Raw genomic sequence first — 25629 nt, 5'->3', positions numbered from 1 at the left:
AGTGGGGAATGAAATTACAGAAAAATTGCTTCTCCTCGTAAATAATACGCTAAAGCGAACGGGTCACACCTTCACCGCTCAGGATCTAGATAAGGATCTATTCGGCAGAGAGCTGAGATTGTTGGCAAGAGATATCATGGTGTTATTTTGCGAAGTCGAGAAAAGCTTCAATATAAAAATAAAGGAAGAAATGTTTAGTCGTTATGGATTTAGAACATTGAGAAATATTGCCAAAATTTTGGAAGAAAGCTTAGTATGAATGTAGCCTTGATTGATGATGGGGTAAACATAAATCATTATACGCGGGAGTATATAATCTCTTTTCTTGAACTGAACGAATCGCTTACGGAATTTGTTGAACAAACCTCTTATGTTGATCCCGCAAGCCACGGCAGTATTTGCGCGGGTATCATCAGGAACTTCTCGGATAGAGTAAATTTAATCAGTCTTAAAATTCTTGATGAGAATTTGTGTGCGAGTGTTGGGAAATTGATCAAAGCATTTGAATGGTGCCAAGAAAATTATATAGATATAATTAACCTAAGCCTGGGCACCACCAACTGTAAGGATTTCATAGAGATCCAACGGTGCATTAAACATCTGGCTTCCAAAGGGGTTATCGTGGTGGCTGCATTAAATAATGATGATACTTACACAATTCCTGCTTCCATGCCTGAAGTTGTGGGGGTATGCACCCATCACAGTGAAGATATAAAGGTTATCGAGAACTCCATCATTGGAGTCAATGTTGCCGCCTGTTCAAATCATTGGATCCAGCTAGACCATGATAGGAGGATACATACTCCCTATTGCAATAGCTTTGCAGCGCCTGCTGTAACGGGAGGAATATGCCAATTATTAAGTGGTGGAGAAAGCGGCAGTGAGGTCCTTTCGAACCGATTCCTTGAGAAAATAGCTCAAAATATCCGGATTTCAGCCGCTAGCATCTCAGATGAATCCATGGTCAAGCTTAATTTTACTCCACAAACCTTTCAAAATTTGACTGATGTAAAGTTGACGAAGAAGGTTCCCCTTATCGGGATATCTTGTAGGGATAAAGATTTAAAAGCGTTTAATCAATTGTTTTACAATGACAATCTGTTCCCTCTAGCTCTCGGTGGAGATACAGCGATTGATAATCTTACAAAAAAGCAACTACATCGTCTTGTTCAGAGGATAGGCGGTATATTTGATTGCGATTTGATTTTCTTGCACCATCTACAAATGAGGACCGGCAGAGAAGATATAATTATGAGAGTGAGCGGGTCAGATGTCTGTTTGGCTTATAAGAAGAGATTCCAGAAGCGTGAGGTAACTCTTCGATCTTTTGAAGAGGCCTATCAAGCGATCCTAAATTTATTAGCATGAAGGATGATGATTATGAACGCTTTGGAAATGAAGCAGGTCTCCAAGAAGTATCGGATCCATGGGAACCGGAACACCATGGCTCTAAACCATGTGGACATGATTCTGGGAAACAACGAATTTGTAGGAATCATGGGAACCTCGGGCAGCGGGAAAACGACCTTATTGAACGTGGCATCCGGCATCGACAAATGCGATGAAGGAGATATCCTCATCAGCGGCCGCAATATCTGTGCGATGAAGAAGAATGAACTCTCTTTGTTTCGGAGAAACCATATCGGTATGGTGTTTCAGGATTTCAATCTACTGAACAGCCTGACGGTTCGAGAGAACATCATGGTTCCGCTGATTCTGGACAAGAATACGGAGAAATTGGAAGAGGGGGAGGCAGAGGTAGAGCATCTGGCGGAGATGCTGGATATTGACTCGATTCTCGATCAATATCCTTATGAGATTTCCGGCGGGCAGCAGCAGAGGGCCGCGATATGCCGCGCGATCATCAAAGATCCCGAGATTCTGTTTGCCGATGAGCCTACGGGAAATCTGGATTCTAAGTCCTCTGAAAAGGTTCTTTCCTATTTCGAGTTGATCCATCGGACCCGCAAGGCGAGCATTCTTATGGTTACGCATGATCCTTTCTCCGCCCGCCACTGCCAAAGGGTGATTTTTTTGCAAGATGGTTGCGTGGTGGGAGAACTTAGCAGACAGAGCGACGATAAGGAGAGATTTATGAATCGAATTCTGGATGTGCTGCAGGGAGGTCGCGTATGAGAACGATTGCTCTTAAAATGTTCAAAGCGAACATTCGGCAATACCGTCTGTTTATCCTGTGCAATTTGGCGTCGGTTGCGATTCTATACAGCTTTATCGCCATATCTGTCAATAAATCCTTTAAGAACCCTACAATAGTCGATTCCATGATTTCGAGCAATATCTACGCCCCGACGGCTCTGGTGGTTCTGTTCAGCTGTCTGTTTATTCCGTATACCCACAGTGTATTTATGAAGGTTAGGTCGAAAGAGTACGGGATATTGCTGACGCTTGGCATGACGGAGAACGAGGCTAGGGTTCAGGTTCTGGTCGAGAATCTGGTGCTGTGCATCCTCTTTCTGGTATGCGGGCTGGGCGCGGGCACCCTGCTGCTGTTGTTGTTTTGGGGATTTATCCGGTATGGAATTGGAATTCACGGCATCCCGATTACGGTCTCTCTCTCAGCGTATAAGCTGACGGCGCTGTATGCGGGAGGGATATTTATGCTGTCGTTGGCCGTAAATCTGCTGGGCATGCTGAAGAGCACCATACTAGAGAAAATCAAATATACCGATAAAACGGAGAGCGGCGGGCGTGCCGGGGGCTGGCTGTGCACGGTCGGCGCAGGGTTAACGGTGGCTTCCTTTGGCATCATGGTTTTCTTTTATCATATTCACAGCAATATTTGGTTCGTCAGCTTACTGGTGTGCGTGCTGGGCTCGCTGTTAATTTTTTTTAACGGAAGTGCACTGATCGATTACTACAAGCGGAAGCACCCTAAGTCCTATCTAAAACAGCTCTTTCTGCTGTCGGACATTAAATATTATTATCGCAAAAACCGAACCATCTTTTTTGTGACGAGTTGGATTTTCTTTGCTATTCTGTTCTTTATGATGTTCAGTCTGGTGACTTACCCCAACTTCACCCATAATGCGGTGACCTATCACCCGTACCATATGGTCTACACGGAGATCCAAGGCAGCTATCAGCCGCTGGGGGATAATGAAGTCCGGAAAATTGCAGAAGCTCACGATAATCGGATTGTCCGTGAGGATAACATAAAATTTGTCAGGAACAATGACTACACGGTCTTTGACGTTGCTGATATCAACAAACTGTTGTTGAAGAGCTACAGGGTTCAGAAAGGTTCGGTCCTTTATGTATATCCCTACGATGTCAACGATGGGTATGAACATGTAACGAATAGAAATATTGCCGATTTTCGGATGGATTCTTCCGAAGGGGCAAGGACTTTCTCTGTTCAGGACACAGTAACGGACCCCTTGTTTGGACAGATCAACAGCATATCCGACCAAGTTTTGCTGGTCAACTCGCAGGATTATTCCTGGATTGCAGCGCACAGTGACAGCTACAAAATCGGCGGGTTTTTGCATGCTTTTGATTTTGCCGATTGGCGGCATTCGAAGGGCGTTGTAGAGGATGTGGTGAAGAAGCTGAACGAACTGAATGGGGGCGATCCGCAGGATCGTTTTTATCAGGTAAGTTCCCGAATAGCGGCTTACCGAACCGCGCAGCAAAGCTCCAATTTCCTAACGTTTGTGGTGTTATATGCCTGTCTGCTGTTATATCTGTCTGCTATCGCTATGATTCACTTCAAATTGAAGATGGAATCGTTAAGCGACAACAAACAGTACCGAAGCTTACATCGAATCGGATTGTTGGAAGAAGAACTGAAGACGATGATTGACCGGAAAATCCGCGTTATTTTTGGAGTCCCGTTTGTTTATGCCGCAGTCCTTACGATTGCATATAGCTATTATATCAACAGCTCTTATGGCTACGGTCTAATCGGCCTGGCCAGTGCCGCTGTAACCGTATCGGCCTTTCTTCTTCTGCATGTTGCGGTATATCGATACTATTCTCGCGGCTCTTTCCGTCAGGCGGCGGCTGGGATATCGCAGTTTAAAGTATAATGGAAAACGAAGCGGGCAAGATATGAAAGAAAAGTTGTAAACCAACTTCAGATGTGTTATAGTTAATTCATTGAAATTTCAACCTGAAGTCACATATTATAGAGGGTTAGGATTTTAATGGGCTTAACCTTGTATAATATGTGATTTTTTTTGGAAATTTTAAAGGATATCAAAAATGAACATGTGGAGGTAATGAATCATGGAAACAGGAACAGTAAAATGGTTTAATGCGGAAAAAGGCTTTGGTTTCATCGAGGTTGAAGGCGGCAGCGACGTATTCGTGCACTTCAGCGCGATTGTTGGCGACGGCTTTAAATCGTTGGACGAAGGACAACGCGTTGAATTTAACGTGGTACAAGGCAATCGCGGCCCGCAGGCCGAAAATGTTGTTAAACTGTAAGTAAGACTGCTATTGCAAAGCCCCAAACCTCGTGTTGGGGCTTTTTTTTCGCACATTATTCCTGGAGAGAAAGAAGGATGCCGCTTGTACTATTCACGGAAAAAACTAACGGGTGATCTTCCAGAAGAAATGACAATAATATGGTCATGCACCAATGAAAAGTGTAACGGATGGATGAGGGATAACTTCGTTTTTTTGGCTCAGCCAGTGTGTGCCCAGTGCAATTCCTTCATGGAGAAAGGCGAGAAGATGCTGCCAATCTTAGCGAATACAAGCCCTAATCAGACGAAAAACTAGATAGAGCGAGGATCAGTCTTGTATTCTTATTCCAATATTGCCCAATTGCTCCCCCTGCTGCATTCGCTGAAAGGCGCGAAAGGTGTCCTGTAAAGGATACACACTATCAATGATAGGGCGTATCGAGTGAAGTTCCATAAATTGAAGCATAGCCATAAACTCTTCGCTGCTGCCCATTGAGGTGCCGATGATACTGATTTGGGGGTAAAATATGGATCGTACCGCTAATTCCACTCGGTCGCCTGAGCTTGCGCCAAACGTGACGATCCGGCCATTCGGCTTAATGATATCAAAGTAATGTTGGAACGTAGCCGGCCCGATACTGTCCAGGATGAGATCCACTTGTTCTCCTTTCATACTGTCCTTCCAATCACTATGACTGTCAAAGGCATGATCTGCCCCATATGCAAGAGCGGCTTGCCTTTTTGTTTGACTGCGGGATGTGACACTGACGCGTGCACCCGCGGCTGAAGCCATAAGCATAGCGTAGGTTGCCACACCGCCACCAATCCCTGGAATAAGGATATGTTCGCCTCGCTGTAAGCGGCCTCTCGTGAACAAAGCCCGATAGGCCGTCAAGGCAGACAAGGGCAACACTCCAGCTTCTTCCCAAGACAAGTAAGCTGGTTTGCTGACGGCATTTTGTTCGGGGATGATGATAGACTCGGCGAGTGTGCCACTCGAAGGACCGCCTACTATAGCCGGAACGGCCGGGACATTGTGGGTGAATTCCCATCCGATACACGGATTAATGATTACATCGGAACCTACTGTAAGGTTCGTTACGCCTTCACCTACCGCTTCAATTCTTCCCGCGCCGTCCGAACCCATAATCAGGGGTGCATCCTCATTTGTTCGATCCTCCATGAGAAATAAGTCCCGATGATTCAACCCTGCTGTTTTCAACTTTACTTTTACTTCACCGAAGCCTGGCTGTTTATCAATCACATTTTCATATCTCAAGCCCTTTAAGCCGTTCATCCCAGCATGTACGATTGCTTTCATCCTAAATCCTCCAGTCATTCGTATTTTGATGAATCTCTATATTTTGAATTGTACAGAGCGGGAATCATACAGTAAAATGAACAAAATCGAATGTGAGTATCAAAACTGATCATACCAAGCAGGTGATATGGAAATGGAAAGCGGAGACTTGAGAATATTTCAAGCTGTAGCTCGAGAGGGGAGCATAACCAAGGCGGCGCAAATGTTGAACTACGTACAGTCTAATGTGACGAATCGTATTCAGTACCTCGAGGCTCAACTAGGAATCCCTCTTTTTCGGCGATCCAATCGAGGGATGACGCTAACTCCGGCTGGCGAGAATTTACTGGGATATGCGGATAAAATACTGACTCTGCTGGACGAAGCTGTGAAAACTACACAATACTCCGACCATCCTGCAGGGCCTCTTAGGATAGGTTCTATTGAAACGACTGCGGCCATTCATCTGACCCCCCTATTGGCCGAATATCGATTACAATACCCGGATGTGAACTTATCGCTCACTACGGGTGTTACACATGCTCTCGTGCAAAAAGTGTTGAATTACGAGCTTGATGGAGCGTTTGTTTATGGTCCGGTTGACGATCCGGATATAGAACATGCCGCGGCTTTCGAAGAGGAGTTGGTGCTGATCTCGGAGCCGGGAAAAAGCGACATGCACGAGTTGCTTGCGAAGCCGATGTTGTTTTTCGATGTTGGTTGTACGCATCGGGCAAAAGCAGAGAGCTTTCTGAGAGGGACTGGCCTGACCGCATATCAGATTATGGAGTTTGGAACATTAGCAGTTATTCTGGATGGGGTTTCCGCTGGGCTCGGCGTGTCTATGTTGCCGCGATCGTCGATTGCTAAAGCGGAAGAGGCAGGCAAAGTCGCTTTCCACAGTTTACCTGAAGAGTACCGAAATTTGGAGGTATGGTTTGTGTATAGACAAGGCTCAATATACTCTAGTGCGTTGTCAAGATTAATACAACTTATTGAAACGAAGCAATAATAGTTAACCCACAACGATCAATAGCGGCTAGTGTACCAATTGAGAAAGCAGCTATCGCAGAGTCTCCTCTGTGATGGCTGCTTTTTCTATTTCCGACTGAGCCGCCAGCAGCTTCCGCTTTGCGCTGCACTAGAATGTCACAGAATGAATCGCATCGTCGTTATATTTTCGAGTGTGATTAACAAAGGAGGCTAAGATCCATGGCGAAAGCGAGCTGCGCCTTTACCACATCTCGATTTGGCGCGAATCAACGCTGTTTAGCCCACGCGAACGGGCTGCGCTGGCATGGACCGAGGTTCTGACCAAACTGCCGGAGCATGGCGTACCTGATGACATCTATAACCACGTTCGCGAGCAGTTGTCCGAGAAAGAAATTTCAGATCTTACCTTCTCGATCATGGCGATCAATGCCTGGAACCGTATTAACGTCGCCTTTAAGAACGTACCGGGTTCTGCTGACGCCGCATTTGGTTTGACTAAAGCCGGCCTGAGCTAAGCAGTAAGAGCAAAGGTGATTTCTGCCAACATCGATGTTAAAAGCAGAAGCACAAAGAACCCTCCGAAGGTTCTTTGTGCTTCGTTTTATTCTCCAGCGTGCTTCAGCTTGTCCGGGTTTCTAACAATATAAATGCTGCGGATTTGATTCTTCTCCACATGAAAAATCCCGACGGTTTGGATTCCTTCGCCAGATCGAACAATAAACGCAGGCTGTCCGTTCATCCGAATGACTTCGATATGAACGCCATCGATCGTTGATGCTTGCCGGAATGGACCGAGCAGGAACTGGGCAACAAGTTCTCTTGTAGAGATAGGTTCGACAACGGCCGGGACTTTGCCTCCTCCATCGGCGACAAGGACAACTTCTTGATCCAGGATGGATAAGATTTGATTGAGGTTGCCTTGTTTGAGAGCGTTCAGGAAATCATGGACGAGCTCGGGAGTAACTCCTTCCGAATGAACGAGTTGTTCAGCTGTAATTCCCATTTTTGCGTTGGCCCGACTGAACAGTTTACGACAGTTCACTTCGCTCTTTTCCACCAGTTCGGCAATTTCAGGATAGTCAATACAGGGTGTTTTTGTGACATTCCCTAGGCTTTTATTTTGCTTACCTCAAATGATCCAGCAGCCCTAAGCGGTTGGTGGCAAATTTTTACGCATAGGGATTTTTAACCAATTATAACCAGGAAATATTTCGGAGCACATGCTACAATCTAGGATGTTGAAAGGAGGCGGATATTGACGAATACTGACGAATTAGTTTGAATTAATCGATTAGACAGGGGAGGTGAATTAAAGAATTTGCCGGCTATTTAATAACGGTTCAATGGTGTACGCATCAAATCAAACTTGGGAGGATTGTAAATGAAGAACAGGGTTACAAAAGCATGGAGTATGGTTTTATTTTTTTCTCTGGCAATTTCTTTAATAACAGGAGGACTGCAAAATACTAAAACTTATGCTGCCGGTCTTTCGATCATCGGCGGTGGAGGCTGGAATGAAACGGCGCATGTAGAATGGTCTCCTGTTAGCAATGCGGAAGGATATAATGTATACGTTAAACCTGAAAGTGCATCGGATTCTTCCTATCAGCAAATTGATAATGAACTGATCCGAAAATACCCTTCTTTTTGGAGAGCGGATGCCTTAGGTCTTGCAGCCGGAGATTATGTCATGAAAGTTGAAGCAAGACTAACAGACGGTTCAACGGTGAGTGCAGTTTCAGATAAGCTGTCCGTAGCGTCGCATGACAGATCCGGGTTTGCTTTCTCATCAGACTCGCTATATGGCACAGGCTCAGGTGCTTATAATGATGATGGAACACTTAAGGATGGTGCCCAGGTTTTGTATGTCACATCCGAGACTGCACAAACCGTGACCCTTGATGTGCAAATCAATAGCTCGGGGCGCGTTCAAACAGGTGTTGGCATAGGCGAGATTTTGCAATTAAGACAAAAAGGTTATGATACTACACCTCTTGCCATCCGGTTTATTGGAAAAATTACGGCTGATGACATGAAAGGCCAACTTAATAGCAGCGGCTATCTGCAAGTCAAAGGCAAAAAAAATTATTCGGAAATGAATATGACGGTTGAAGGGATTGGAGACGATGCCTATGCTTACGGATGGGGAATCCTGCTTAGATATACCGGAAATGTGGAAGTGAGAAACCTGGGGCTGATGTTGTTCCCTGACGATGGTATTTCGTTGGATACGGGGAATGCCAATGTTTGGGTGCATAACAATGATCTATTCTATGGAACTGCAGGAGGAGATGCTGACCAAGCCAAGGGCGATGGTTCCACGGACCTTAAAAAGGGATCGACAAATATTACGATCTCTTATAATCACTACTGGGATTCAGGAAAAGCGGCTCTGGTCGGCTTGAGTGAATCGGCTGAATTTTTTGCCACCTTCCATCATAACTGGTTTGATCATTCGGACTCCCGTCATCCGCGGATTAGAGTGGCATCCGTTCATATCTATAATAACTTCTATGATGGAGTCTCGAAATATGGCGTCGGTGTTACTACGGGAGCTTCAGCCTTTGTGGAATCCAATTATTTTAGACATACTAAATATCCAATGATGAGTTCCTTGCAAGGTACGGATGCTTTAGGGGAAGGTACGTTTTCAGGCGAAACCGGAGGTGTGATCAAGGCCTACAACAATATGATTGTTGATGCGGCCAGTCTGATTTATGCAAACTCCAACAACGGGACAGCTGCGGCAAATGAAAAATCATTTGATGCGTATTTAGCTTCGTCAAGAAATGAAACCGTACCAAGCACATACAAAGCATTAAAAGGAGGAACGGCTTATAATAACTTTGATACAAGCGTCGATACGGGCGTAAATGCTGCAGACATTGATAACGCAAGCGATGTTGAACAAATGGTTACTGCCAAAGCGGGACGCCTGAATAACGGAGACTTTGCATGGAAATTTGATAATTCCGTGGATGACAAGTCGTATGCAATCAATTCAGCTCTAATGGCTAAAATAAGAAGCTACACAACTCAACTTGTATCTGTGGGCGGAAATTCAATCCCGCAAGAACCTGCACCAGGACCCGCACCAGAGCCAACACCGGAACCTACACCGGAACCCACGCCAACACCAGAACCTGCACCGGAGCCTACACCAACACCAGAACCTACACCAGAGCCGACACCGACACCCATTCCGGACCCGACAACCGGAGAACAAGTTCATAACTTTACCGTAGCCGGAACCGCCAGCGACTTCTTTGATATTGAAGGGAATCTTTCGGCAAGCAAGGGAACTGTGGAGTATAACGGTCTGACTCTAACGCAATGTTTAAAAATCGAGACCGCGACCCGTATCGGTTTCACCACAACGGAAGATTCAACATTAACACTAGTGTTTAATTCAGAAGACGGAAAGAAGATCAAGATCGATGGAACCAGCTATCCAATAACTGATGGTATTGTCAGTGTACCGCTTACTCCTGGCGCACATACTATTACAAAAGATAATCCTGTAAATCTTTATTATATGGAACTGAAATAGATGATCTGATGTTTTATGTGACCAGTTGCCGGAATTAAAGCGGCGACTGGTTTATTTTTATATTATAGAATTTTATAAAATTTCGGACATGGTAGATCGCAAGAAAAACTAGCTCTAAATGAGGTTTGTAATCTATCGAAGATCAACACATGTTGCCCGGACGCTTTGCATGATTATCCCTTTTGATCAGAACGGAGAGAAATGGACAAGAGCTCTCCTCACTGAGGTCCCCTGGGGCCCCTGAAAGAGAGGGATAATCGTGCAAAGGTAACATGAGGGACACCAAGGTACGCACCCTACAAGGGGGCAGTTCGGGTTGGATTGGCGAAAATAAACTGCAGAATCACGTCTATATCTTGATCTGATGAAAAAGTAGAAAGGCACTCGTAGATCAGTAACAATCCTGGATTTTCCCGTCCTATTACATATTCTTTTAGGTTATCGGCAATAAATGACTTACTTCGACATGAAGTTAAGATTATTATGTATACAAATCTAGTTTTTGCCAACAATATAAAAATTATGGATGGAAGGGGTGATAAGCATCCTAAACCGATGTCATTCTATTCATATTTGAAAGCGCTTAACAAATTATGAAGGGAGAATATTTTATGTTGCATCTGATTCGAAATGTGTGGGGCAAGCTGGGCACCCTGACTATCATATTTATGCTTCTTGCAGCCAGTATAAGCAGTGGAAGTGCATTTGCTGCAGCCAGTTCATCGACCACCTCAAACACAACGCGGGTCTCCGTGCACGATCCATCCATTTACTACGATTCATCAACGAACAAATATTACGTTTTCGGTTCCCATTTGGCTCAGGCCAGCAGTACGGATCTAAGAAATTGGTCTTATGTTGGAACCCAGGGCTATGCCAATCGGAGTTTGTATGCACCGTCTACCTTTGAGGGCTATTATTATATTAAAAATAAAAACAGCGGATTATATCTTGATGTAGCTGATGGGTCGGCGGCCGACGGAACGAATATTCGGCAATGGTCTTATAATGGCTCTGATGCGCAGAAGTTCAGAATCGTGCATCACAGCAACGGAGATTATTACATTCTGACGGCCAACTCTTCCTATAAGAGCAGCATTGATGTCAACGGCGGATCCCCCGCCGATGGCACCAACATTGAGCAATGGGCATACTGGGGCGGTCCCATGCAATTGTTCCGGATTCAGCAGAATGAGGATGGAACGGTCGCTTTCCTGACCAAAGCATCGGGGTACACGTCTGCGTTGGATGTCGCTGATGGGAGCACGTCTGCAGGCGCCAACGTCCAGCAGTGGAATTACTGGGGCGGAGACATGCAAAAATGGAAACTGATCAAAGCGGGCGGCACGGGGAATGTATCCAGAAGCTCGGGCGCGGCACTGCTCTCTGCGCTGGCACCCTCTTTCGCATGGGCGGGTTATAATGATCAGGATAGCTCGGGCGGCCACGCGGTATGGGCGCCGGATGTGATTTATAACCCATCCTATGTATGGGCGGATGGTTCCAAGGGCGCTTATATGTTGTATTACAGTACATCATCGACCTACATTCGTTCCGCCATTGGATTTGGTGTGTCCAAGTCCATAACAGGTCCGTACGAATATGTAGATACCATTATTTATTCCGGATTTACCCGTGCCAGCAACCCCATTACCACCACGTCGCCGCTCGGGACAAAAACCGTGAATACGTGGTATCAAAATACCAACATCCCCGATCTGATCGACAACGGTACCCTATCGGGAGTCCGAAGCGGCTGGTTCACAAGCAGCGGCGGCTATAACAATTCACTGTTCCCGAACGCCATCGATCCTTCCCTGATTTACGATGCTTCAGGCCGACTATGGATGAGTTACGGGTCCTGGTCCGGCGGTATTTATATGCTTCAGCTTAATCCCGAAACGGGTAAGCCTTATTATCCCGGAGCGGACAGCGGCAATACGGACCGTTACTTCGGCAAACGCATCGCAGGGGGATACGGAAAATCGGGGGAGGCCCCTTATATTGTCTATGACAAAGCCGCAGGTTATTGCTACCTGTATGTAACGTACGGCGGTTTGGCGAATGCGGGCGGTTATCACATCCGGTTATACCGGTCCACCGCGATTGACGGACCGTATACGGATGCCGCCGGCAATCAAGCCGTGTATGCTTCCGCTTCAATTAATCAAGCCAATTACGGCATTAAACTGTTCGGAAATTACCAACTCTCGGGAATCCCGTTAGGTTACAAATCGGGAGGGCATAATTCGGCACTGATTGATACGGACGGCTTGCGCTACCTGATTTACCATACCCGCTTCAATAACGGAACCGAAGGGCATGAGGTTCGGGTGCATCAGCAATTCATGAATGCGGATAAGTGGCCTGTCACCGCGGTATACGAATTCCTGGGAAGCAGCATTTCTTCTACGGGATACAGCATGAATGATATGACGGGGACCTATCAATTCGTCAAAATGGGGCTTGACGCTTCGACATCCGGTGTGGGGATGCTGCCTACCCAAAGCGTGACTTTGAATGCAAACGGCACCATTACGGGGAATGTGACCGGCACTTGGTCTTCTACTGCCGGGACTTATTATTGCACCATGGTCATTAATGGAGTAACTTATAAAGGCGTGTTCTTCAAGCAAAGAAATGAGCTTTCCAGCCACAATGAAGTAATGACCTTCTCATTGGTCGGCAGCAATAACGAATCGATTTGGGGCTCAAAATAGAAAAACCGTTAGGTTATTATAAGATATTATAAGAAATCCATGTTGACGCTTTCAAAATCCTGATATATAATGCAATTAATCGAATACACCCATTAGACATGTGACTGGTAAAGCAGGCAGGATCTAAAATGACAAATCTTTTATTTGTCGTTTTAGGTCCTTTTTTATTTGCAGAAAAGCCTGTCCCCTTTCACAAATTTGCAAAAGGAAGGAGCATTGGACATGGATTACAAACAGACCGCCGCGGAAGTTCTGAAATATGTGGGCGGCAAGGAAAACATCGCCCATTTTGAACACTGCTCGACAAGACTGCGTTTTTCCTTGATCGACAACGCTAAAGCCGATGTCAAACGGCTCGAAAGCATTCCCGGCGTGATCGCCGTAAAAATGACCGGCCAGTGCCAGGTCGTGATTGGGAATGAAGTGGTTGAAGTTTATGATGCGGTCAATCAGTTGTTGGGGGGGTCGCCGAATCCTGACTCGGAATCCGCTGAGGCATCCGCCGCTAAACCGAAAGAAAAGAGAAAACTCGGCAGCGTTATTTTGGATTTTATCGTAGGCGTGTTTCAGCCGCTGATTCCGGCGATTGCCGGGGCCGGGATGTTAAAATCGTTGTTGCTGCTGCTCGGATTAATGAATGTTTTGGATCCGGACGGCCACACTTATAAAATCTTGGTGCAAATTGGCGACGCGGCGCTGTACTTTCTTCCATTACTAGTGGCCGTTACCACCGCCAACAAACTGAAAGTAAATACTTTGGTGGCCCTGGCTGCCGTCGGCGCTTTGCTGCTGCCGAACATGACGGCCATGCTCGGGGAAGGCGCCCAGTTGTTCGGCCTTCAGATCAAAAGCATCGCCTACGCCTATCAGGTCTTTCCGGCGATTCTGACCGTATTGCTCTACGCCCAAATGGAGAAATGGTTCACGCGAATTACGCCGAAAGTGATCCGGATCTTTTTTGTCCCGATGATGTCGCTGCTCATTACCGTTCCGGTGTCGTTGCTCGTTTTGGGCCCGCTCGGTTATACGCTCGGCGAAGGTTTCTCAGCTATCATCTTAACCTTGTTCGATAAGGTGGGGTGGATTGCCGTCGCGCTCTTGGCCGCCGTTTTGCCGCTGATGGTGTCCGTCGGCATGCACAAAGCGCTCATTCCTTACGCTCTTTCCGCGATGGGAAGCACCGGTAAGGAATTGCTCTATATGCCTGCTTCGCTGGCCCACAATATCGCCGAAAGCGGGGCCTGCTTCGCCGTTGCGGTGCGGACCAAGGATAAGGCGTTAAGAGCCACGGCCATCTCCGCAGGAATTTCCGCTTTGTTCGGCATCACGGAACCGGCCTTGTACGGGGTCACCCTGCAAAATAAAAAAGTGCTCGGCAGCGTCATGTTCAGTTCGCTGATCGGCGGGGCGTTTACCGGCATTGTCGGCTTGCAGGCTTATGTGCTGGTCGGACCCGGATTAGCCAGTTTATCGATGTTTATCTCGGAAGATTTGCCGCGGAATATCATCAATGCCGTCATCGCGCTTGTTATTTCCTTTGTGGTTGCCTTCGTTTCGGCCTTTATTCTCGGCAAGGACCATAAGGCCAAAGCGGAAGAGCGCCAAGCGGTTAACCAGCTTACCATGGCAAAAGAGTTCAAAAGCCCGGTGATCGGGGACATGATTCCTTTGTCCGAGGTGAAGGATGAGGTCTTTTCCAGCAAAGCGATGGGTGAGGGGGTTGCGGTCATTCCTGCGAAAGGTGAATTGTACGCGCCCGTGGATGGCAAAATTGAAGTCATTTACAGCAGGAACCATGCGATGGCCATGCGTACGGCGAACGGCATCGAGCTGTTGTTCCATGTAGGGATCGATACCGTCCGCTTGCGGGGCAAATATTTTGAGCCTCAGGTGCAGGCTGGAGATGAAGTGAAAGCCGGCGATTTATTGCTGAAGTTCGACCTTGAGAAGATTATTGAAGAAGGCTACGATCCGGTAACCATCGCCATTGTGACCAATAAGGACAAATACGCGGTCGAGGTTGCGGATTTAAAACAGGTGAACCGTCAGGATACATTGATGGTTGTAACCGCTTTAGAAAATTAAACCAAGGGAGAGAATAGACATGAGCAAAGGATTTCCGAAGAACTTTTTATGGGGAGGCGCCATTGCCGCCAATCAGGCGGAAGGCGCTTGGAACGTGGATGGGAAAGGTCCGTCCGTAGCTGACATAGCCATGTACAGACCCCATTTAAATGTCGAGGATTACGAAGCGCACCAGGTCGTTACCACCGAAATGATCGAACGGGCGATGCAGGATCCGGACGTCAAAAAATATCCGAAACGCAGAGGGATCGATTTTTATCATCGGTATAAGGAGGATTTGGCCCTGTTTGCCGAAATGGGCTTCAAGGCGCTGCGCGTTTCGATCGCCTGGAGCCGGATTTTTCCGACCGGTGAAGAGAGCGAGCCCAATGAATTGGGGCTGAAGTTTTATGACGGTTTGTTCACCGAAATGAAACGGCTCGGCATCGAACCGATCGTCACGCTTTCCCACTATGAAATGCCCCTTGCTTTAAGCGTCAAATACAACGGCTGGGTGGAAAGAAAGGTCATTGATTATTTCGTGAAATTCAGCAATGTCTGCTTCTCGCGTTATAAGGACCTGGTGAAATATTGGCTGACCTTCAACGAAATCGACAGCATCATCCGCCATCCTTTCACGACCGCGGGCATTGTCCCGGAGCGTTGTCCGGAGGGCAAGGTGGAGGAAACCATTTATCAGGCGCTGCATCACCAGTTTGTTGCCTCGGCGCTGGTGACGGCGGATTGCCACCGCATCATTCCGGGCAGCCAGGTAGGCTGCATGCTGACGATGCTGACGACCTATCCGAATACTTGCCACCCCAAAGATGTGGAAATTACGCTGATGAGGAATCTGCACACTTATTTTTACGCGGATGTGCAGGTATTTGGAGAATACCCGCCCCTGATCGAAACCATGCTCGAGCAGAAAAATATTCATCTGCAAATGGAACCGGGGGATAAGGAGATTTTGCGGAAGCACACGGTCGATTTTGTTTCGTTCAGCTACTATATGTCATTAACCGAGTCCGCCAAAGAAGGACTTGAGCGGACGTCCGGCAATACGATCACAGGGGTGAAAAATCCTTATTTGCCCGTAACGGATTGGGGATGGCAGATCGACCCGGTGGGCCTGAAAATTTCCTTGATCGAGTTGTACGACCGCTACAGAAAACCGCTGCTCATTGTGGAAAACGGCATGGGCGCCGTGGACCGGGTGGAAAGCGACGGTTCTATCCACGATGACTACCGGATCAATTATTTTAGGGAACACTTTAAACAAATGAAGGAAGCGGTGGAAGCCGGCGTTGACCTGTTTGGTTACACAAGCTGGGGACCGATTGATATCATCAGCGCTTCCACGTCCCAGATGTCCAAAAGATACGGCTTTATTTACGTCGATCAGGATGACGAAGGAAACGGCACGTTGCAGCGCAGACGCAAGGATTCTTTTTACTGGTATAAAAAAGTGATTGAAAGCAATGGCGAAGATTTGGATTAGTTCCCCATCTTTCGATTAGGGAGGTGACCCGTGTGATCAAAATCAAAAAAGTGTTGAATTCCAGCGTAGTTTTGGTGGAGGATGAGCAGAACAAGGAGTACATTATGTTTGGCAAAGGCATCGGCTACGGTCAAAAAGCGGGCAATACCGTCGAGGAGCACCAAGCCGACCAAATCTTCATGCCCATCGAAAATGTCAAAGTCAAAGAGTATCTTGGCGTATTGGACGCCATTCCTCCGGTATACGTGGAACTGACCGGGCAGATTGTGGCTTACGCGGAAAAGAAGCTGCAAACCAAGCTCAACACGGGGATCTATTTTACCCTTATGGACCATTTGCATTTTGCGGTGGAACGGTTGTCTAAAAATATCGCGATTGCCAACAAAGTGTTTTGGGAGATTAAAAATTACTATGCCGAGGAATTTGCGATCGGCCTGTTCTCCTTAGAGCTGATCAAAGAAAAGCTGCACGTCGATATGCCCAAGGAGGAAGCGGCCAACATCGCTTTTCATTTGATCAATGCCCAAAGCGGGGAGAAGGAATCCAAGGACGGCATGAAGATGGCCAAAATGATCGGCAGCATCGTCAACCTGGTGAGATATTCGATGAATATTGATATGGATACGGAAAACGTTCATTATACCCGTTTTGTAACCCATGTGAAGTTTTTTGTGGAGCGGTTTTACACGGATAAGATGCTGGAGAATACGGACAACATCCTGTTTGAGCAAATCGCCAGCCTGTATCCGCAGGCGATGGACGGGGCGTTCAAGATCAAAGAATATATTCACCAGGTGTACGGAAAAACCATTCCAAACGAGGAGCTCACCTATCTGGCCGTGCATATTCACAGGCTGATCTCCTATAACCAGTTGGCTTAAATTAGACGGAGGAACTTTAACATTGAAAGCGGGCAATATCATTATTTCGTTCATTGGGTGTTTTATTATGGGGTTAGGCGTAAACGCAGGATATGTTCCCGCTCACTTATTCAGTACAGGATTCCCGGGAATCGGGATTCTCACGCTCTATACTTTAAATTGGAGTCCGGGGATCGTCGTGTTTGCTCTTAATATTCCTTTGCTATTGCTGGCTTGGAGACGGATTGGCCGCTCTTTCGTGATCCAGACCGTGCTTGTTGCAGGGGCTTTGTCCGCCTTCCTTGACCTGCTCGATCCGATCCGAAATTGGGTCCACCCTCCTCTATGGTTAGGCATTCTGATTGGCGGGGCATGCTTGGGATTAGGGTCGGGAATCGTTTTTAGCCAAGGGTTGACCAGCGGTGGGGTTGGCCTGTTAGGGCGATTAATTCAGCTTCATTTTCCTAATCTTAAGATGGGCACGATTCATATTGCCTTTGATTTTGTTGTACTTATACTTGGCGCTATCATCATGGATATCAAGACGGCATTTTTCACATTTCTGGCATCCCTCATTATGGGACGTACGATGGACTTTACAAAATCGGTGCCTAATCTTTTTGCAAGATTCCGCCGCACATAACCGATTGTATTGGCAAACTTCTGCCCGCAGCAAAAATAGAAAAAGCGAAAGCGCATCAGTAGCATGCGTTTTCGCTTTTTGATTGTCAAGCAAGTTGGTCAACATTTCCGCACAACGCGTTCAAGCAACCTATACTTGTTATTTCGAAATAGCCTTAAACGCGGCCGACTGCTCCCGGATGCCCTTCTCTGCGGCAAAACGCTCGATGCTGGAAGCTCCGAAGAAGCCGTCGATGTCGGGGATATTTTGCATGATATAAGCGGCATCCGTCGGCTCGGCGATTGGGCCGCCATGACAAATGACCATGATGTCCGGCCGGACGGCACGCCCTGCGGCAATGATATTCTTAATTTTCACAACGCAGTCATCCAAGGTGAGCGCTGTCTTCGCGCCGATCGTGCCCTTCGTGGTAAGACCCATATGAGCCACCAAAATATCCGCACCGGCTTCTGCCATCGCCTTGGCCTGATCTGGATCAAATACATAAGGGCAAGTCAGCATGTCCAGTTGATGCGCTTTGCGGATCATTTCCACCTCTAAGTCATACCCCATATCGGTTTCTTCCAGGTTCTGCCGGAACACACCGTCGATGAGGCCCACCGTCGGAAAGTTTTGCACGCCGTTAAAGCCCATATCCTTCAATTGCTTTAAGTAAATGTCCATGACGCGGAACGGGTCGGTACCGCAAACGCCAGCCAGCACCGGGATATTCTTTACAACAGGCAGCACCTCGGAAGCCATTTCGACCACGATCGCATTGGCATCGCCATAGGCGAGAAGCCCGGCTAAAGAACCTCTGCCGGCCATCCGGTAACGGCCGGAGTTATAAATAATCAGCATATCCGCGCCCCCCGCTTCGCTGCTCTTCGCGGTAATGCCGGTGCCGGCGCCTACGCCCAAGAGGATTTTTCCGCCGGCAACTTCCGCTTTAAATTTGGCAAGGATTTCACTTCTGGTCATCGTATTCATGTTTATATCTCCTTTTCCTGTGAATGATTAAGCTTTGCCCTCCATCATGGCAATGAGTTTTTTGGCGGCGTTAAGCGCGAACGAGTCATCGTTGATATGCGCATCCAATTCGTAAAGCTCCACCTTGCTGCGATCCAGGTTGGCTCTTAAAGCATCAAACAAAGCCAGGTCCTCCTCAGGCCCATGGAAGGGCTGACCCTCGGCGTCAATCATGGAGACGCCCTTCAGCGGCATAATTAAAACGCTTTCACCACTGGCTAAATTCAGCTTCTCCGCCAATTTCTCGCCAACGGCTCTGTTTTCCTGGGCGGTGGTGCGCATCAGGGTGACCGATGGATTATGCTTGTACAAGGTTGCGATGTTTGTAACGCTCGGGCACGGTGTCAATGGGGCCAAAGTTAACCATATCGCAAGCTCCCACAGAAACTACTTGCGGTACACCGCAAAGTCCGGCGGCTTCGCTGCGATTAGGCCCGGCATTCAGCACGCCGCCAAACAGCTCGTCACACCATTCGGTCGTCGTCAAATCCAGTACGCCTTGGAAATAACCGCTTCGCACCAAACCCTCCATCGTACGGCCACCGGTACCGGTTGCATGGAAGACCAGCACTTCATAACCCTGCTCCTCCAAATAGGCCTTCGCTGTTTCTACGCAGGGTGTCGTGACCCCAAACATAGTGGCGGCAACCAATGGTTTTTTCTCAACTTTCGTAACTTCATGCTCCAGCATACCCGCCATGGCAAAGACCGCATTGCTGAAAATCTTGGTGGAAATAGAGTTGAGTCCAGCCACATCCACAATCGAAGGAATCAAAATCACATCGCTTGTGCCTACATACTGTTCGGTATTCCCGGAAGCCATGGTAGAAACCACAATTTTCGGTACGCCGATGGGCAGAGCCCGCATCGCTGGTGTGATAACCGAGGTGCCGCCCGAGCCGCCCAAGGAAATGATGCCTTGGAATTTGCCTTCCTGATAAAGCCGGGGAACGATCTTTTCGGTACCCTTTGCCATAGCTGCTGTGGCACGAGCCCGGTCTTTTTGGCCTACCAGTTCCCGAAGATTTTCGCCGACCTCGGCAGCAATTTCTTCGTTGGAGACATCGGGAACAAAGTAGGATTCAAAGGTTCCCGTATGCAAGGTCAAGGTGTTAAGGCCGATTTCCTCAAACAGCTCTTTCAAGTAAAGGAATTCCTTCCCCTTGCTGTCGAAGGTCCCCGCGATGGCTACGGTTTTCATTGATTAAGTACACCTCCTGGAATTATCTTTTCTGCCGCCCCATGGCTTTGTAACAGCTTTCAGAAATGATAATTCAATTGTACGGCTTGGCGGAAATTTTGATATTGTTTAAAGTAAGCTGTTTTTGTGCTTATGTTAGATTTCGCTCCGTCGGCCGTATTTCTTGCGAGGTTCCGCTTTTTCGATAACCGGTAGGCGTCGTGCCTTTATATTTCTTGAAAATTTTAGTGAATTGGATATAATCTCCATAGCCAACCAGCTCCGCTACCTTCCCAACGGGCATGGCTGGTCTCCCTTAGGAAGTCCCCCGCCTTGTTCATCCGGAAACGGATTAAATATTCCGTAAAGCTGCAACCGACGATCCGTTTGAATTTGGCACTCAAATAGGAGGGCGACACATGAGCCGCCAAGGCTAGCTCGCTGAGGTATATGGGCTCATCATAGTGGTTGATGATATGTTCTTTGATAAACTCCACATAGTCGTAGTCTTGGGCTTGTCCATTCAGCACCTTCATGAGGCTGTTCTCTTCCTCGGCGCTTTGGGAGATTTTAAAGGATTTGGTCGTGTTCAAAATGGCCTTTTCCGCCGGAATCCGTTCGAAGGAAGAGCCGCCCACAAAGCCCTGGCAAGCAGAGTTGTCGTAGAAGTACCGGGCATCGATGGAAGATTTGATCGGGCCGCCGTAGACCATTTTAATCGCCCCAGGACGAATCTGATTGCAAGTATCAAAAATCTGCTGAGCAAACCTCCGCCCTCTGTCCAAGGACTGCACTTTCTTCGCGCCCAAAACGCCGCCGGTCGTCAGTCCCAAATGAGCGCAGATAATGTCTGCTCCGGCCTTTAACATCTGTTCCGCCTGCCAGGCATCAAAGACGAAGGCCAGGGTAAACAGCCCCTGCTCATGGGCTATGCGGATCGCCTCGATTTCCTGGCGATACGAAATCCCCTCTTCCTCCAGCGCCTCGCGAAACTTTCCGTCAATGAGTCCGACGGTGGGCCAATTATTGATCCCGTCAAAGCCGGATTTTTTGATATGCAAAATGAACTCTGGAAGGGAAAGGCAAGGGTCCGTAGCGTTCAGTCCAAATAAAATCGGGGTATCCTGCAGAAGAGGCATCAACTCGCGCGAGGCAAAATCCATAACGATTTCATTGCTGTTGGAATAACAAAGATAACATCCCAAAGACGCCCGTCCCATCTGCCGAAAGCGTCCGGCACTGAGAGCCAGAATAATATCCGCCCCGCCCAAAACGCTGTATTTGGTCGTCATGCCGCTGCCGGCAGCGACACCTATAATATGTCCATTGACTTTGATTTGCGCATTCAGCCTTTTGAGTATTTCCTGTCTTGATATTTGCATGGCGAAACCTCCCTTATGCAAACTATACAAAACCAACAGGTCATTCAACAAATTCGTATGAAAATATCTCGTAAAATCTGTTAAAAATTTGGAAAATGTCCATGAATAGCAATGAAAGAACATTTTGGGAGCTCGAACTAGTGATAAATGTCACAGAAGACGGATGTTAAAATTTTAGACAATAAAGAGGGTAGCAATCGCTATAAAACAACGTTGGAGGAGCATGAGATCGTGGCAGTTAGTCGTGGACCCGTGGAGCAAGATTATATTATTGAACGTGTTCAAGCCCTTTTTCAATGCAGGGTTTTATGGAACGAAGGGCGTCCATGCCTGGAGTATGATAACAAGGAAGAGTTGGGCAAAATCTCTGAATACGTAAAAGCTAATTTTGCTACGGAGCTTCTAGATGTATTTTTTACAACCGTTGAAAGCCTGCCAATAGAGTAACAATTCGAATGTTTGGAAAGCGACCTTAATCGGTCGCTTTTTGCTTGCTCGTATTCGAAGGTGAACAAACACACCTAAAACGCTCTAGCGTTGCATCAAATCCGGTCTGACAAGATACATTTTCTAGCCACAAGTATTCTAACGGTTGCCACAAGCGCTATTTGTTCCAAGAACGTTGATTTCAAATTGTAACGGTCTGACGCCCCTAAACTAAGTGATGCATTAAAGGAAATGCTCAGAACTGGTGATATGGTTGGACCATTACAAATGCCTGATGGAAGAACCTCAGCTTCGATCACAGCAGCAACTAGCCTTCCAGGTCAAACAAATAAAAAAGAAGAAAATTGGCCATTCCAAGTCCCTGATGGTTATGTGCGTTTCAGTGGTGATTTTAGAACTGACAGACATTCTGGTGACGTTGCTGAATGTGGTTGGGCAAATGGTAATCCTGCTGATGGAACGGTACATGCATATGTTAAAGCATCACAGACTAATGGTTACGCTCATGCTTCAGCAAGTAATGTGTATGCAATAAAACCTGAAGCTGCAGCAAAAATGTACAAGTTTAGTCTTAATCGTAATCAATAAGCAGAGTATCTGTACGGAGCCGAGGGAAGCTCGTTGCCGCTGCGAGAGCTGATGTAGATTGACACAAAAGTACCCTTTTAAGAAATTCTTATTTTATAAGGGTTCTTTTTGTTTAAAAGGGGAGAATTGTGTCATTTTTTTGTGACACAATTCTCCCCTTTTACTTGAAGATTGACACAAAACTCCCCTTATGATTAGCGATAATGACACAAAATCCCCATTAATGCAAGCGGGGTTACCCAAAACCTTCCCCAATGAATAGCAATTGGATTGATTCTTTACTTTTATTGAAGGGATAACGATTAATTAAGAGATATTTTTTCTATTCCGTAGTTAATAAGGGGAGTTTTGTGTCAATCAACAGTTTCTATCCGGAAACCGACCAGATGCTCAATTAGTCAAGACTAATGTACAAAATACGACTTTTGTGAAATAGCATAGTAAAGCGTTAATGCAAAAAAAGCAAATATGGATCTTACGTGCCCAGTAACAGATATCTTTCTCGTCTGGATCCTACTAGTCAAACGCTCGGGCGACCTTCATTCAAGGCCTAATTTGTCAAGCTTTGATGAACAATGTAATGAAAGAGAACTGAATAATCAGTTCTCTTTCATCTGTTCACAACAAAGGCTATTCCAATTCATGTGATACTTATTAGGTTTATGGTACTCTCAATCTGAGCAAAATGCTAATTGATTAACATATCTTTTGCCCTTATAGCTTACACCAACATAGTTTTCCTGAATGCCAACAATCACCAAAAATAAAAACTCTTGATCCAAAATGGAGTCTTGTATCATTCCAATAATCAATTTTCGATCTGTGGGAGACGGTTTAGGAATCGCTTCAGGATGTGTGTGCCACTCTCCAAGGTAACGAACTTCTCCGTCAGATTTTTCCCATGCGCCGCTTGCAATTTCTTGCGCACGTTTAACATCCCTTTCAAAGAAAAAACGACCGGACTTGTCTCCTTTCCCGGGTACAGAGATCTGATCGATGATTATACGATTGTCCGTGTAAATCCGCCCTAACAAAATTCCACCTGACTCGGGCAGTCCTTTACTTATTTGTCGATAAGAATGCATAATCCCCATAACTTCTTGTGTAAACATTAGTCTATATTTTCCAAATCGATACATCATGGATCACACCGATCACACAAGCCGAATTCTTCAATGGGTAACCGCCAAGAAGAGTATGGCTGAGAAGCCTTCCACCTGCCGGCGATTTCCCTCCCCTGTTCTTGATGAGCTTTTAGATTTCCAATCCATGTGAAAACCGTATTCTTTCGTACTTCTCCTTTCATTATCTCATCTATAAATACGTTGAGATCGTAAATAAAACGTTTCAAATCTACCACACTATAAGGAGTATAGGATGTCTGACAGCCTGCCTCGCGTTTTAAATATCGATCTGGATGTCTAAGTATACCTCTTTGATATCGGCCTAAAGAATCAAAGAGACAATCAAAGCATCCAATACGTTTTGGATCTACATAAATAGCATGGCCACCAACTGCAAAAGGTTCTACCCAAACGAATAACATGGGGGTAGTGCTGCTAGACTAAAAAGTAGACATGGAGAACCGAGAATCGGGTAAAATGAATCTATCCAAATTCGAGGTGCTACCATGACGAAAAAATACGATAAAGAATTTAAACTGCAAACGATTCAGATGATCCAGGAAGAAGGGAAAGCGGTGGCGCAGGTCGCCCGCGAACTGGGGATCAGCGACAACACCCTGTATCGTTGGATGGCGGAATACAAGAAAGACGGCGCACAGGCCTTTCCAGGCAGTGGGCAACTGAAAGCCGACGATAAAGCAATGAGAGATCTTCAGAAACGCCTTCGTGATCTGGAAGAGGAGAACGACATCTTAAAAAAGGCGATGCACTACTTCGCCAAAGACCGGCGCTGATCTATGCCTTCATCCACGATCATCGCTTCAAGTGCCGAGTCTCGAAGATGTGCGAAGCCTTTGAAGTATCCCGAAGCGGCTATTACAAATGGACCCAGCGAAAAGCCAGCAAACGTGAAAAGCGACGTCGCAAGCTGGAGCGGCGGATCCGTCGTATCTTTCTAGAATCCCGTCGATTATATGGAAGCCCCAAAGTAGCAAAAGAACTGCACAAGCAGGGCATACGAGTGTCCGAGAAAACAGTCGCTCGGATCATGAAGGAGCTGGGTTTACGTTCTCGCACGGTGAAGAAATACAAGGCCACAACCAACTCGAAGCACAACCTGCCTGTCCAAGAGAACGTGTTGAACCGCGAGTTTAATCCGTCCGCTCCAAACAAGGCCTGGGTGGCTGATATTACGTATATCCCGACCGATGAGGGTTGGCTATACCTGGCAAGCATCATGGACCTGTACAGTCGTAAAATCGTTGGATTTCACATGGATGAGCGAATGACGAAAGAACTCGTGTTAACGGCGCTGGACCGCGCCCACAGCCAGCAGCGACCGTGCGAAGAGGTTCTGCATCATTCGGATCGCGGCAGCCAGTACGCTTCTCATGACTACCAGGCGCGGCTGCGCACCTACAAGATGAAAGGCAGTATGAGCCGCAAAGGGAACTGCTACGATAATGCGTGTATTGAATCGTTCCACAGTGTGCTTAAGAAAGAACTTGTCTACTTGGAGAAGTTCAAAACACGCAAGCAAGCCAAGAAACGCATTTTTGAATATATTACCTGCTTCTACAATGGAAAACGAATCCATTCCGCGATTGGGTATTCTACGCCCAATGAGTGCGAACGTATGTACCGATCTGCCGCATAATTTTCTCGATTCTTTGTGTCTACTCTATTGACAGAGGTACATTCTCCTCTGCAACGCCTGTTTTTTATTTTGGTATAATCCTTGCCAAAATTCCTTTTCTAAGTGAATTGGATAGCGAATTAAAGCGTAAAAGTCATATTGACTTTATAGCTATAAGTGGAATACGATGATCTGGTTGTGAG

General features: G+C 46.7%; 25 protein-coding genes. 16 read left to right on the top strand and 9 right to left on the bottom strand.

Annotated features, from left to right (window positions below; translation table 11 throughout):
• Position 1 precedes the first annotated feature (1 nt).
• The 6 genes from DYE26_RS21780 (at position 2) to DYE26_RS21755 (ending at position 4746) form a co-directional block, all read left to right on the top strand.
• Complete coding sequence (locus DYE26_RS21780) at positions 2-259, top strand: hypothetical protein (RefSeq protein WP_036627039.1); 258 nt, start codon at positions 2-4, stop codon at positions 257-259.
• Complete coding sequence (locus tag DYE26_RS21775; protein WP_051985788.1) at positions 256-1368, top strand: S8 family serine peptidase; 1113 nt, start codon at positions 256-258, stop codon at positions 1366-1368. The genes DYE26_RS21780 and DYE26_RS21775 overlap by 4 nt, the downstream gene beginning before the upstream one ends.
• Before the next feature lie 9 nt (positions 1369-1377).
• Positions 1378-2136, top strand: a complete 759-nt coding sequence (locus tag DYE26_RS21770) for an ABC transporter ATP-binding protein (RefSeq protein ID WP_371860999.1) — start codon at positions 1378-1380, stop codon at positions 2134-2136.
• Positions 2133-4049 carry an FtsX-like permease family protein gene (locus DYE26_RS21765; RefSeq protein WP_082207985.1) on the top strand — a complete coding sequence of 639 codons (1917 nt, stop codon included), beginning with the start codon at positions 2133-2135 and terminating at the stop codon, positions 4047-4049. Before DYE26_RS21770 ends, DYE26_RS21765 begins: the two co-directional genes overlap by 4 nt.
• A gap of 199 nt (positions 4050-4248) precedes the next feature.
• Entirely contained in the window at positions 4249-4449 is a 201-nt protein-coding gene (locus tag DYE26_RS21760; protein ID WP_036627035.1) for a cold-shock protein, read from the top strand.
• A gap of 84 nt (positions 4450-4533) precedes the next feature.
• Positions 4534-4746: a cold-shock protein gene (locus tag DYE26_RS21755; RefSeq protein WP_036627034.1), complete on the top strand. Its 213-nt coding sequence runs from the start codon at positions 4534-4536 to the stop codon at positions 4744-4746.
• A gap of 12 nt (positions 4747-4758) precedes the next feature.
• On the opposite strand, the gene DYE26_RS21750 is transcribed toward DYE26_RS21755, so the two are convergent.
• Positions 4759-5751 (bottom strand): zinc-binding dehydrogenase, encoded by a 993-nt coding sequence (locus tag DYE26_RS21750; RefSeq protein ID WP_036627032.1) that lies wholly within the window; start codon positions 5749-5751, stop codon positions 4759-4761.
• A 133-nt stretch (positions 5752-5884) separates the two neighbouring features.
• Here DYE26_RS21750 and DYE26_RS21745 point away from each other — a divergent pair, with 133 nt between their 5' ends.
• A complete protein-coding gene (locus DYE26_RS21745) occupies positions 5885-6742 on the top strand; it encodes a LysR family transcriptional regulator (RefSeq protein ID WP_036627030.1) in 858 nt (285 codons plus the stop codon).
• A 582-nt stretch (positions 6743-7324) separates the two neighbouring features.
• Here the strand turns inward: DYE26_RS21745 and DYE26_RS21735 are convergent.
• The gene (locus tag DYE26_RS21735; protein ID WP_124333699.1) at positions 7325-7780 is read right to left on the bottom strand and encodes a sigma-70 family RNA polymerase sigma factor family protein; all 456 of its coding nucleotides are present in this window, start codon (positions 7778-7780) and stop codon (positions 7325-7327) included.
• 324 nt (positions 7781-8104) lie between these two features.
• On the opposite strand from DYE26_RS21735, the gene DYE26_RS21730 reads away from it, so the two are divergent.
• From DYE26_RS21730 to DYE26_RS21705, 6 genes are all read left to right on the top strand, one after another.
• A complete protein-coding gene (locus DYE26_RS21730) occupies positions 8105-10273 on the top strand; it encodes a pectate lyase family protein (RefSeq protein WP_036627029.1) in 2169 nt (722 codons plus the stop codon).
• 593 nt (positions 10274-10866) lie between these two features.
• Complete coding sequence (locus tag DYE26_RS21725) at positions 10867-12993, top strand: RICIN domain-containing protein (RefSeq protein ID WP_036627028.1); 2127 nt, start codon at positions 10867-10869, stop codon at positions 12991-12993.
• 222 nt (positions 12994-13215) lie between these two features.
• The gene (locus tag DYE26_RS21720) at positions 13216-15078 is read left to right on the top strand and encodes a beta-glucoside-specific PTS transporter subunit IIABC (RefSeq protein WP_036627027.1); all 1863 of its coding nucleotides are present in this window, start codon (positions 13216-13218) and stop codon (positions 15076-15078) included.
• 19 nt (positions 15079-15097) lie between these two features.
• A complete protein-coding gene (locus tag DYE26_RS21715) occupies positions 15098-16558 on the top strand; it encodes a glycoside hydrolase family 1 protein (protein ID WP_036627023.1) in 1461 nt (486 codons plus the stop codon).
• Between the two features lie 32 nt (positions 16559-16590).
• Positions 16591-17439 (top strand): PRD domain-containing protein, encoded by an 849-nt coding sequence (locus DYE26_RS21710; RefSeq protein ID WP_036627020.1) that lies wholly within the window; start codon positions 16591-16593, stop codon positions 17437-17439.
• 22 nt (positions 17440-17461) lie between these two features.
• Positions 17462-18061 (top strand): YitT family protein, encoded by a 600-nt coding sequence (locus tag DYE26_RS21705; RefSeq protein WP_036627018.1) that lies wholly within the window; start codon positions 17462-17464, stop codon positions 18059-18061.
• 138 nt (positions 18062-18199) lie between these two features.
• On the opposite strand, the gene DYE26_RS21700 is transcribed toward DYE26_RS21705, so the two are convergent.
• The 5 genes from DYE26_RS21700 to DYE26_RS21690 form a co-directional block, all read right to left on the bottom strand.
• Positions 18200-19030 (bottom strand): phosphoenolpyruvate hydrolase family protein, encoded by an 831-nt coding sequence (locus tag DYE26_RS21700; RefSeq protein WP_036627016.1) that lies wholly within the window; start codon positions 19028-19030, stop codon positions 18200-18202.
• 27 nt (positions 19031-19057) lie between these two features.
• Entirely contained in the window at positions 19058-19381 is a 324-nt protein-coding gene (locus DYE26_RS34700) for a Tm-1-like ATP-binding domain-containing protein (RefSeq protein ID WP_306308163.1), read from the bottom strand.
• Positions 19368-20270 carry a Tm-1-like ATP-binding domain-containing protein gene (locus DYE26_RS21695; RefSeq protein WP_306308162.1) on the bottom strand — a complete coding sequence of 301 codons (903 nt, stop codon included), beginning with the start codon at positions 20268-20270 and terminating at the stop codon, positions 19368-19370. Before DYE26_RS21695 ends, DYE26_RS34700 begins: the two co-directional genes overlap by 14 nt.
• Before the next feature lie 130 nt (positions 20271-20400).
• A complete protein-coding gene (locus DYE26_RS34325) occupies positions 20401-20553 on the bottom strand; it encodes a helix-turn-helix domain-containing protein (protein WP_227872996.1) in 153 nt (50 codons plus the stop codon).
• Positions 20495-21631: a phosphoenolpyruvate hydrolase family protein gene (locus tag DYE26_RS21690; RefSeq protein ID WP_227872995.1), complete on the bottom strand. Its 1137-nt coding sequence runs from the start codon at positions 21629-21631 to the stop codon at positions 20495-20497. The genes DYE26_RS34325 and DYE26_RS21690 overlap by 59 nt, the downstream gene beginning before the upstream one ends.
• 231 nt (positions 21632-21862) lie before the next feature.
• Here DYE26_RS21690 and DYE26_RS21685 point away from each other — a divergent pair, with 231 nt between their 5' ends.
• Both DYE26_RS21685 and DYE26_RS21680 read left to right on the top strand, forming a co-directional pair.
• Positions 21863-22078, top strand: a complete 216-nt coding sequence (locus DYE26_RS21685; protein WP_036628994.1) for a hypothetical protein — start codon at positions 21863-21865, stop codon at positions 22076-22078.
• Positions 22079-22309: 231 nt separating this feature from the next.
• Complete coding sequence (locus DYE26_RS21680; protein WP_124333635.1) at positions 22310-22666, top strand: hypothetical protein; 357 nt, start codon at positions 22310-22312, stop codon at positions 22664-22666.
• Between the two features lie 671 nt (positions 22667-23337).
• On the opposite strand, the gene DYE26_RS21675 is transcribed toward DYE26_RS21680, so the two are convergent.
• Positions 23338-23778, bottom strand: a complete 441-nt coding sequence (locus tag DYE26_RS21675; protein ID WP_051985786.1) for a Mov34/MPN/PAD-1 family protein — start codon at positions 23776-23778, stop codon at positions 23338-23340.
• A gap of 26 nt (positions 23779-23804) precedes the next feature.
• Entirely contained in the window at positions 23805-24212 is a 408-nt protein-coding gene (locus DYE26_RS33180; RefSeq protein WP_144245278.1) for a hypothetical protein, read from the bottom strand.
• An 84-nt stretch (positions 24213-24296) separates the two neighbouring features.
• Here DYE26_RS33180 and DYE26_RS21670 point away from each other — a divergent pair.
• Positions 24297-25447, top strand: a protein-coding gene (locus DYE26_RS21670) for an IS3 family transposase (protein ID WP_248931314.1) whose coding sequence is annotated in 2 segments (ribosomal slippage) — positions 24297-24552 and positions 24552-25447 — 1152 coding nt in all. Because the reading frame shifts where the segments join, the coding sequence is not laid out codon by codon here.
• Positions 25448-25629 lie beyond the last annotated feature (182 nt).

Source organism: Paenibacillus macerans (assembly GCF_900454495.1).
Classification (GTDB): domain Bacteria; phylum Bacillota; class Bacilli; order Paenibacillales; family Paenibacillaceae; genus Fontibacillus; species Fontibacillus macerans.
Note: the sequence above shows the minus strand (reverse complement) of the source record. Positions and strands in the feature narration are given on the sequence as shown.

Coding starts and splice junctions, on each gene's coding strand:
- DYE26_RS21775 (WP_051985788.1), top strand. CDS start 256: ATGAATGTAGCCTTGATTGATGATGGGGTAAACATAAATCATTATACG.
- DYE26_RS21765 (WP_082207985.1), top strand. CDS start 2,133: ATGAGAACGATTGCTCTTAAAATGTTCAAAGCGAACATTCGGCAATAC.
- DYE26_RS21760 (WP_036627035.1), top strand. CDS start 4,249: ATGGAAACAGGAACAGTAAAATGGTTTAATGCGGAAAAAGGCTTTGGT.
- DYE26_RS21750 (WP_036627032.1), bottom strand. CDS start 5,751: ATGAAAGCAATCGTACATGCTGGGATGAACGGCTTAAAGGGCTTGAGA.
- DYE26_RS21745 (WP_036627030.1), top strand. CDS start 5,885: ATGGAAAGCGGAGACTTGAGAATATTTCAAGCTGTAGCTCGAGAGGGG.
- DYE26_RS21730 (WP_036627029.1), top strand. CDS start 8,105: ATGAAGAACAGGGTTACAAAAGCATGGAGTATGGTTTTATTTTTTTCT.
- DYE26_RS21725 (WP_036627028.1), top strand. CDS start 10,867: ATGAAGGGAGAATATTTTATGTTGCATCTGATTCGAAATGTGTGGGGC.
- DYE26_RS21720 (WP_036627027.1), top strand. CDS start 13,216: ATGGATTACAAACAGACCGCCGCGGAAGTTCTGAAATATGTGGGCGGC.
- DYE26_RS21715 (WP_036627023.1), top strand. CDS start 15,098: ATGAGCAAAGGATTTCCGAAGAACTTTTTATGGGGAGGCGCCATTGCC.
- DYE26_RS21700 (WP_036627016.1), bottom strand. CDS start 19,030: ATGAATACGATGACCAGAAGTGAAATCCTTGCCAAATTTAAAGCGGAA.
- DYE26_RS21695 (WP_306308162.1), bottom strand. CDS start 20,270: ATGAAAACCGTAGCCATCGCGGGGACCTTCGACAGCAAGGGGAAGGAA.
- DYE26_RS34325 (WP_227872996.1), bottom strand. CDS start 20,553: ATGCCCGTTGGGAAGGTAGCGGAGCTGGTTGGCTATGGAGATTATATC.
- DYE26_RS21690 (WP_227872995.1), bottom strand. CDS start 21,631: ATGCAAATATCAAGACAGGAAATACTCAAAAGGCTGAATGCGCAAATC.
- DYE26_RS21680 (WP_124333635.1), top strand. CDS start 22,310: ATGCTCAGAACTGGTGATATGGTTGGACCATTACAAATGCCTGATGGA.
- DYE26_RS21675 (WP_051985786.1), bottom strand. CDS start 23,778: ATGTTTACACAAGAAGTTATGGGGATTATGCATTCTTATCGACAAATA.
- DYE26_RS33180 (WP_144245278.1), bottom strand. CDS start 24,212: ATGTTATTCGTTTGGGTAGAACCTTTTGCAGTTGGTGGCCATGCTATT.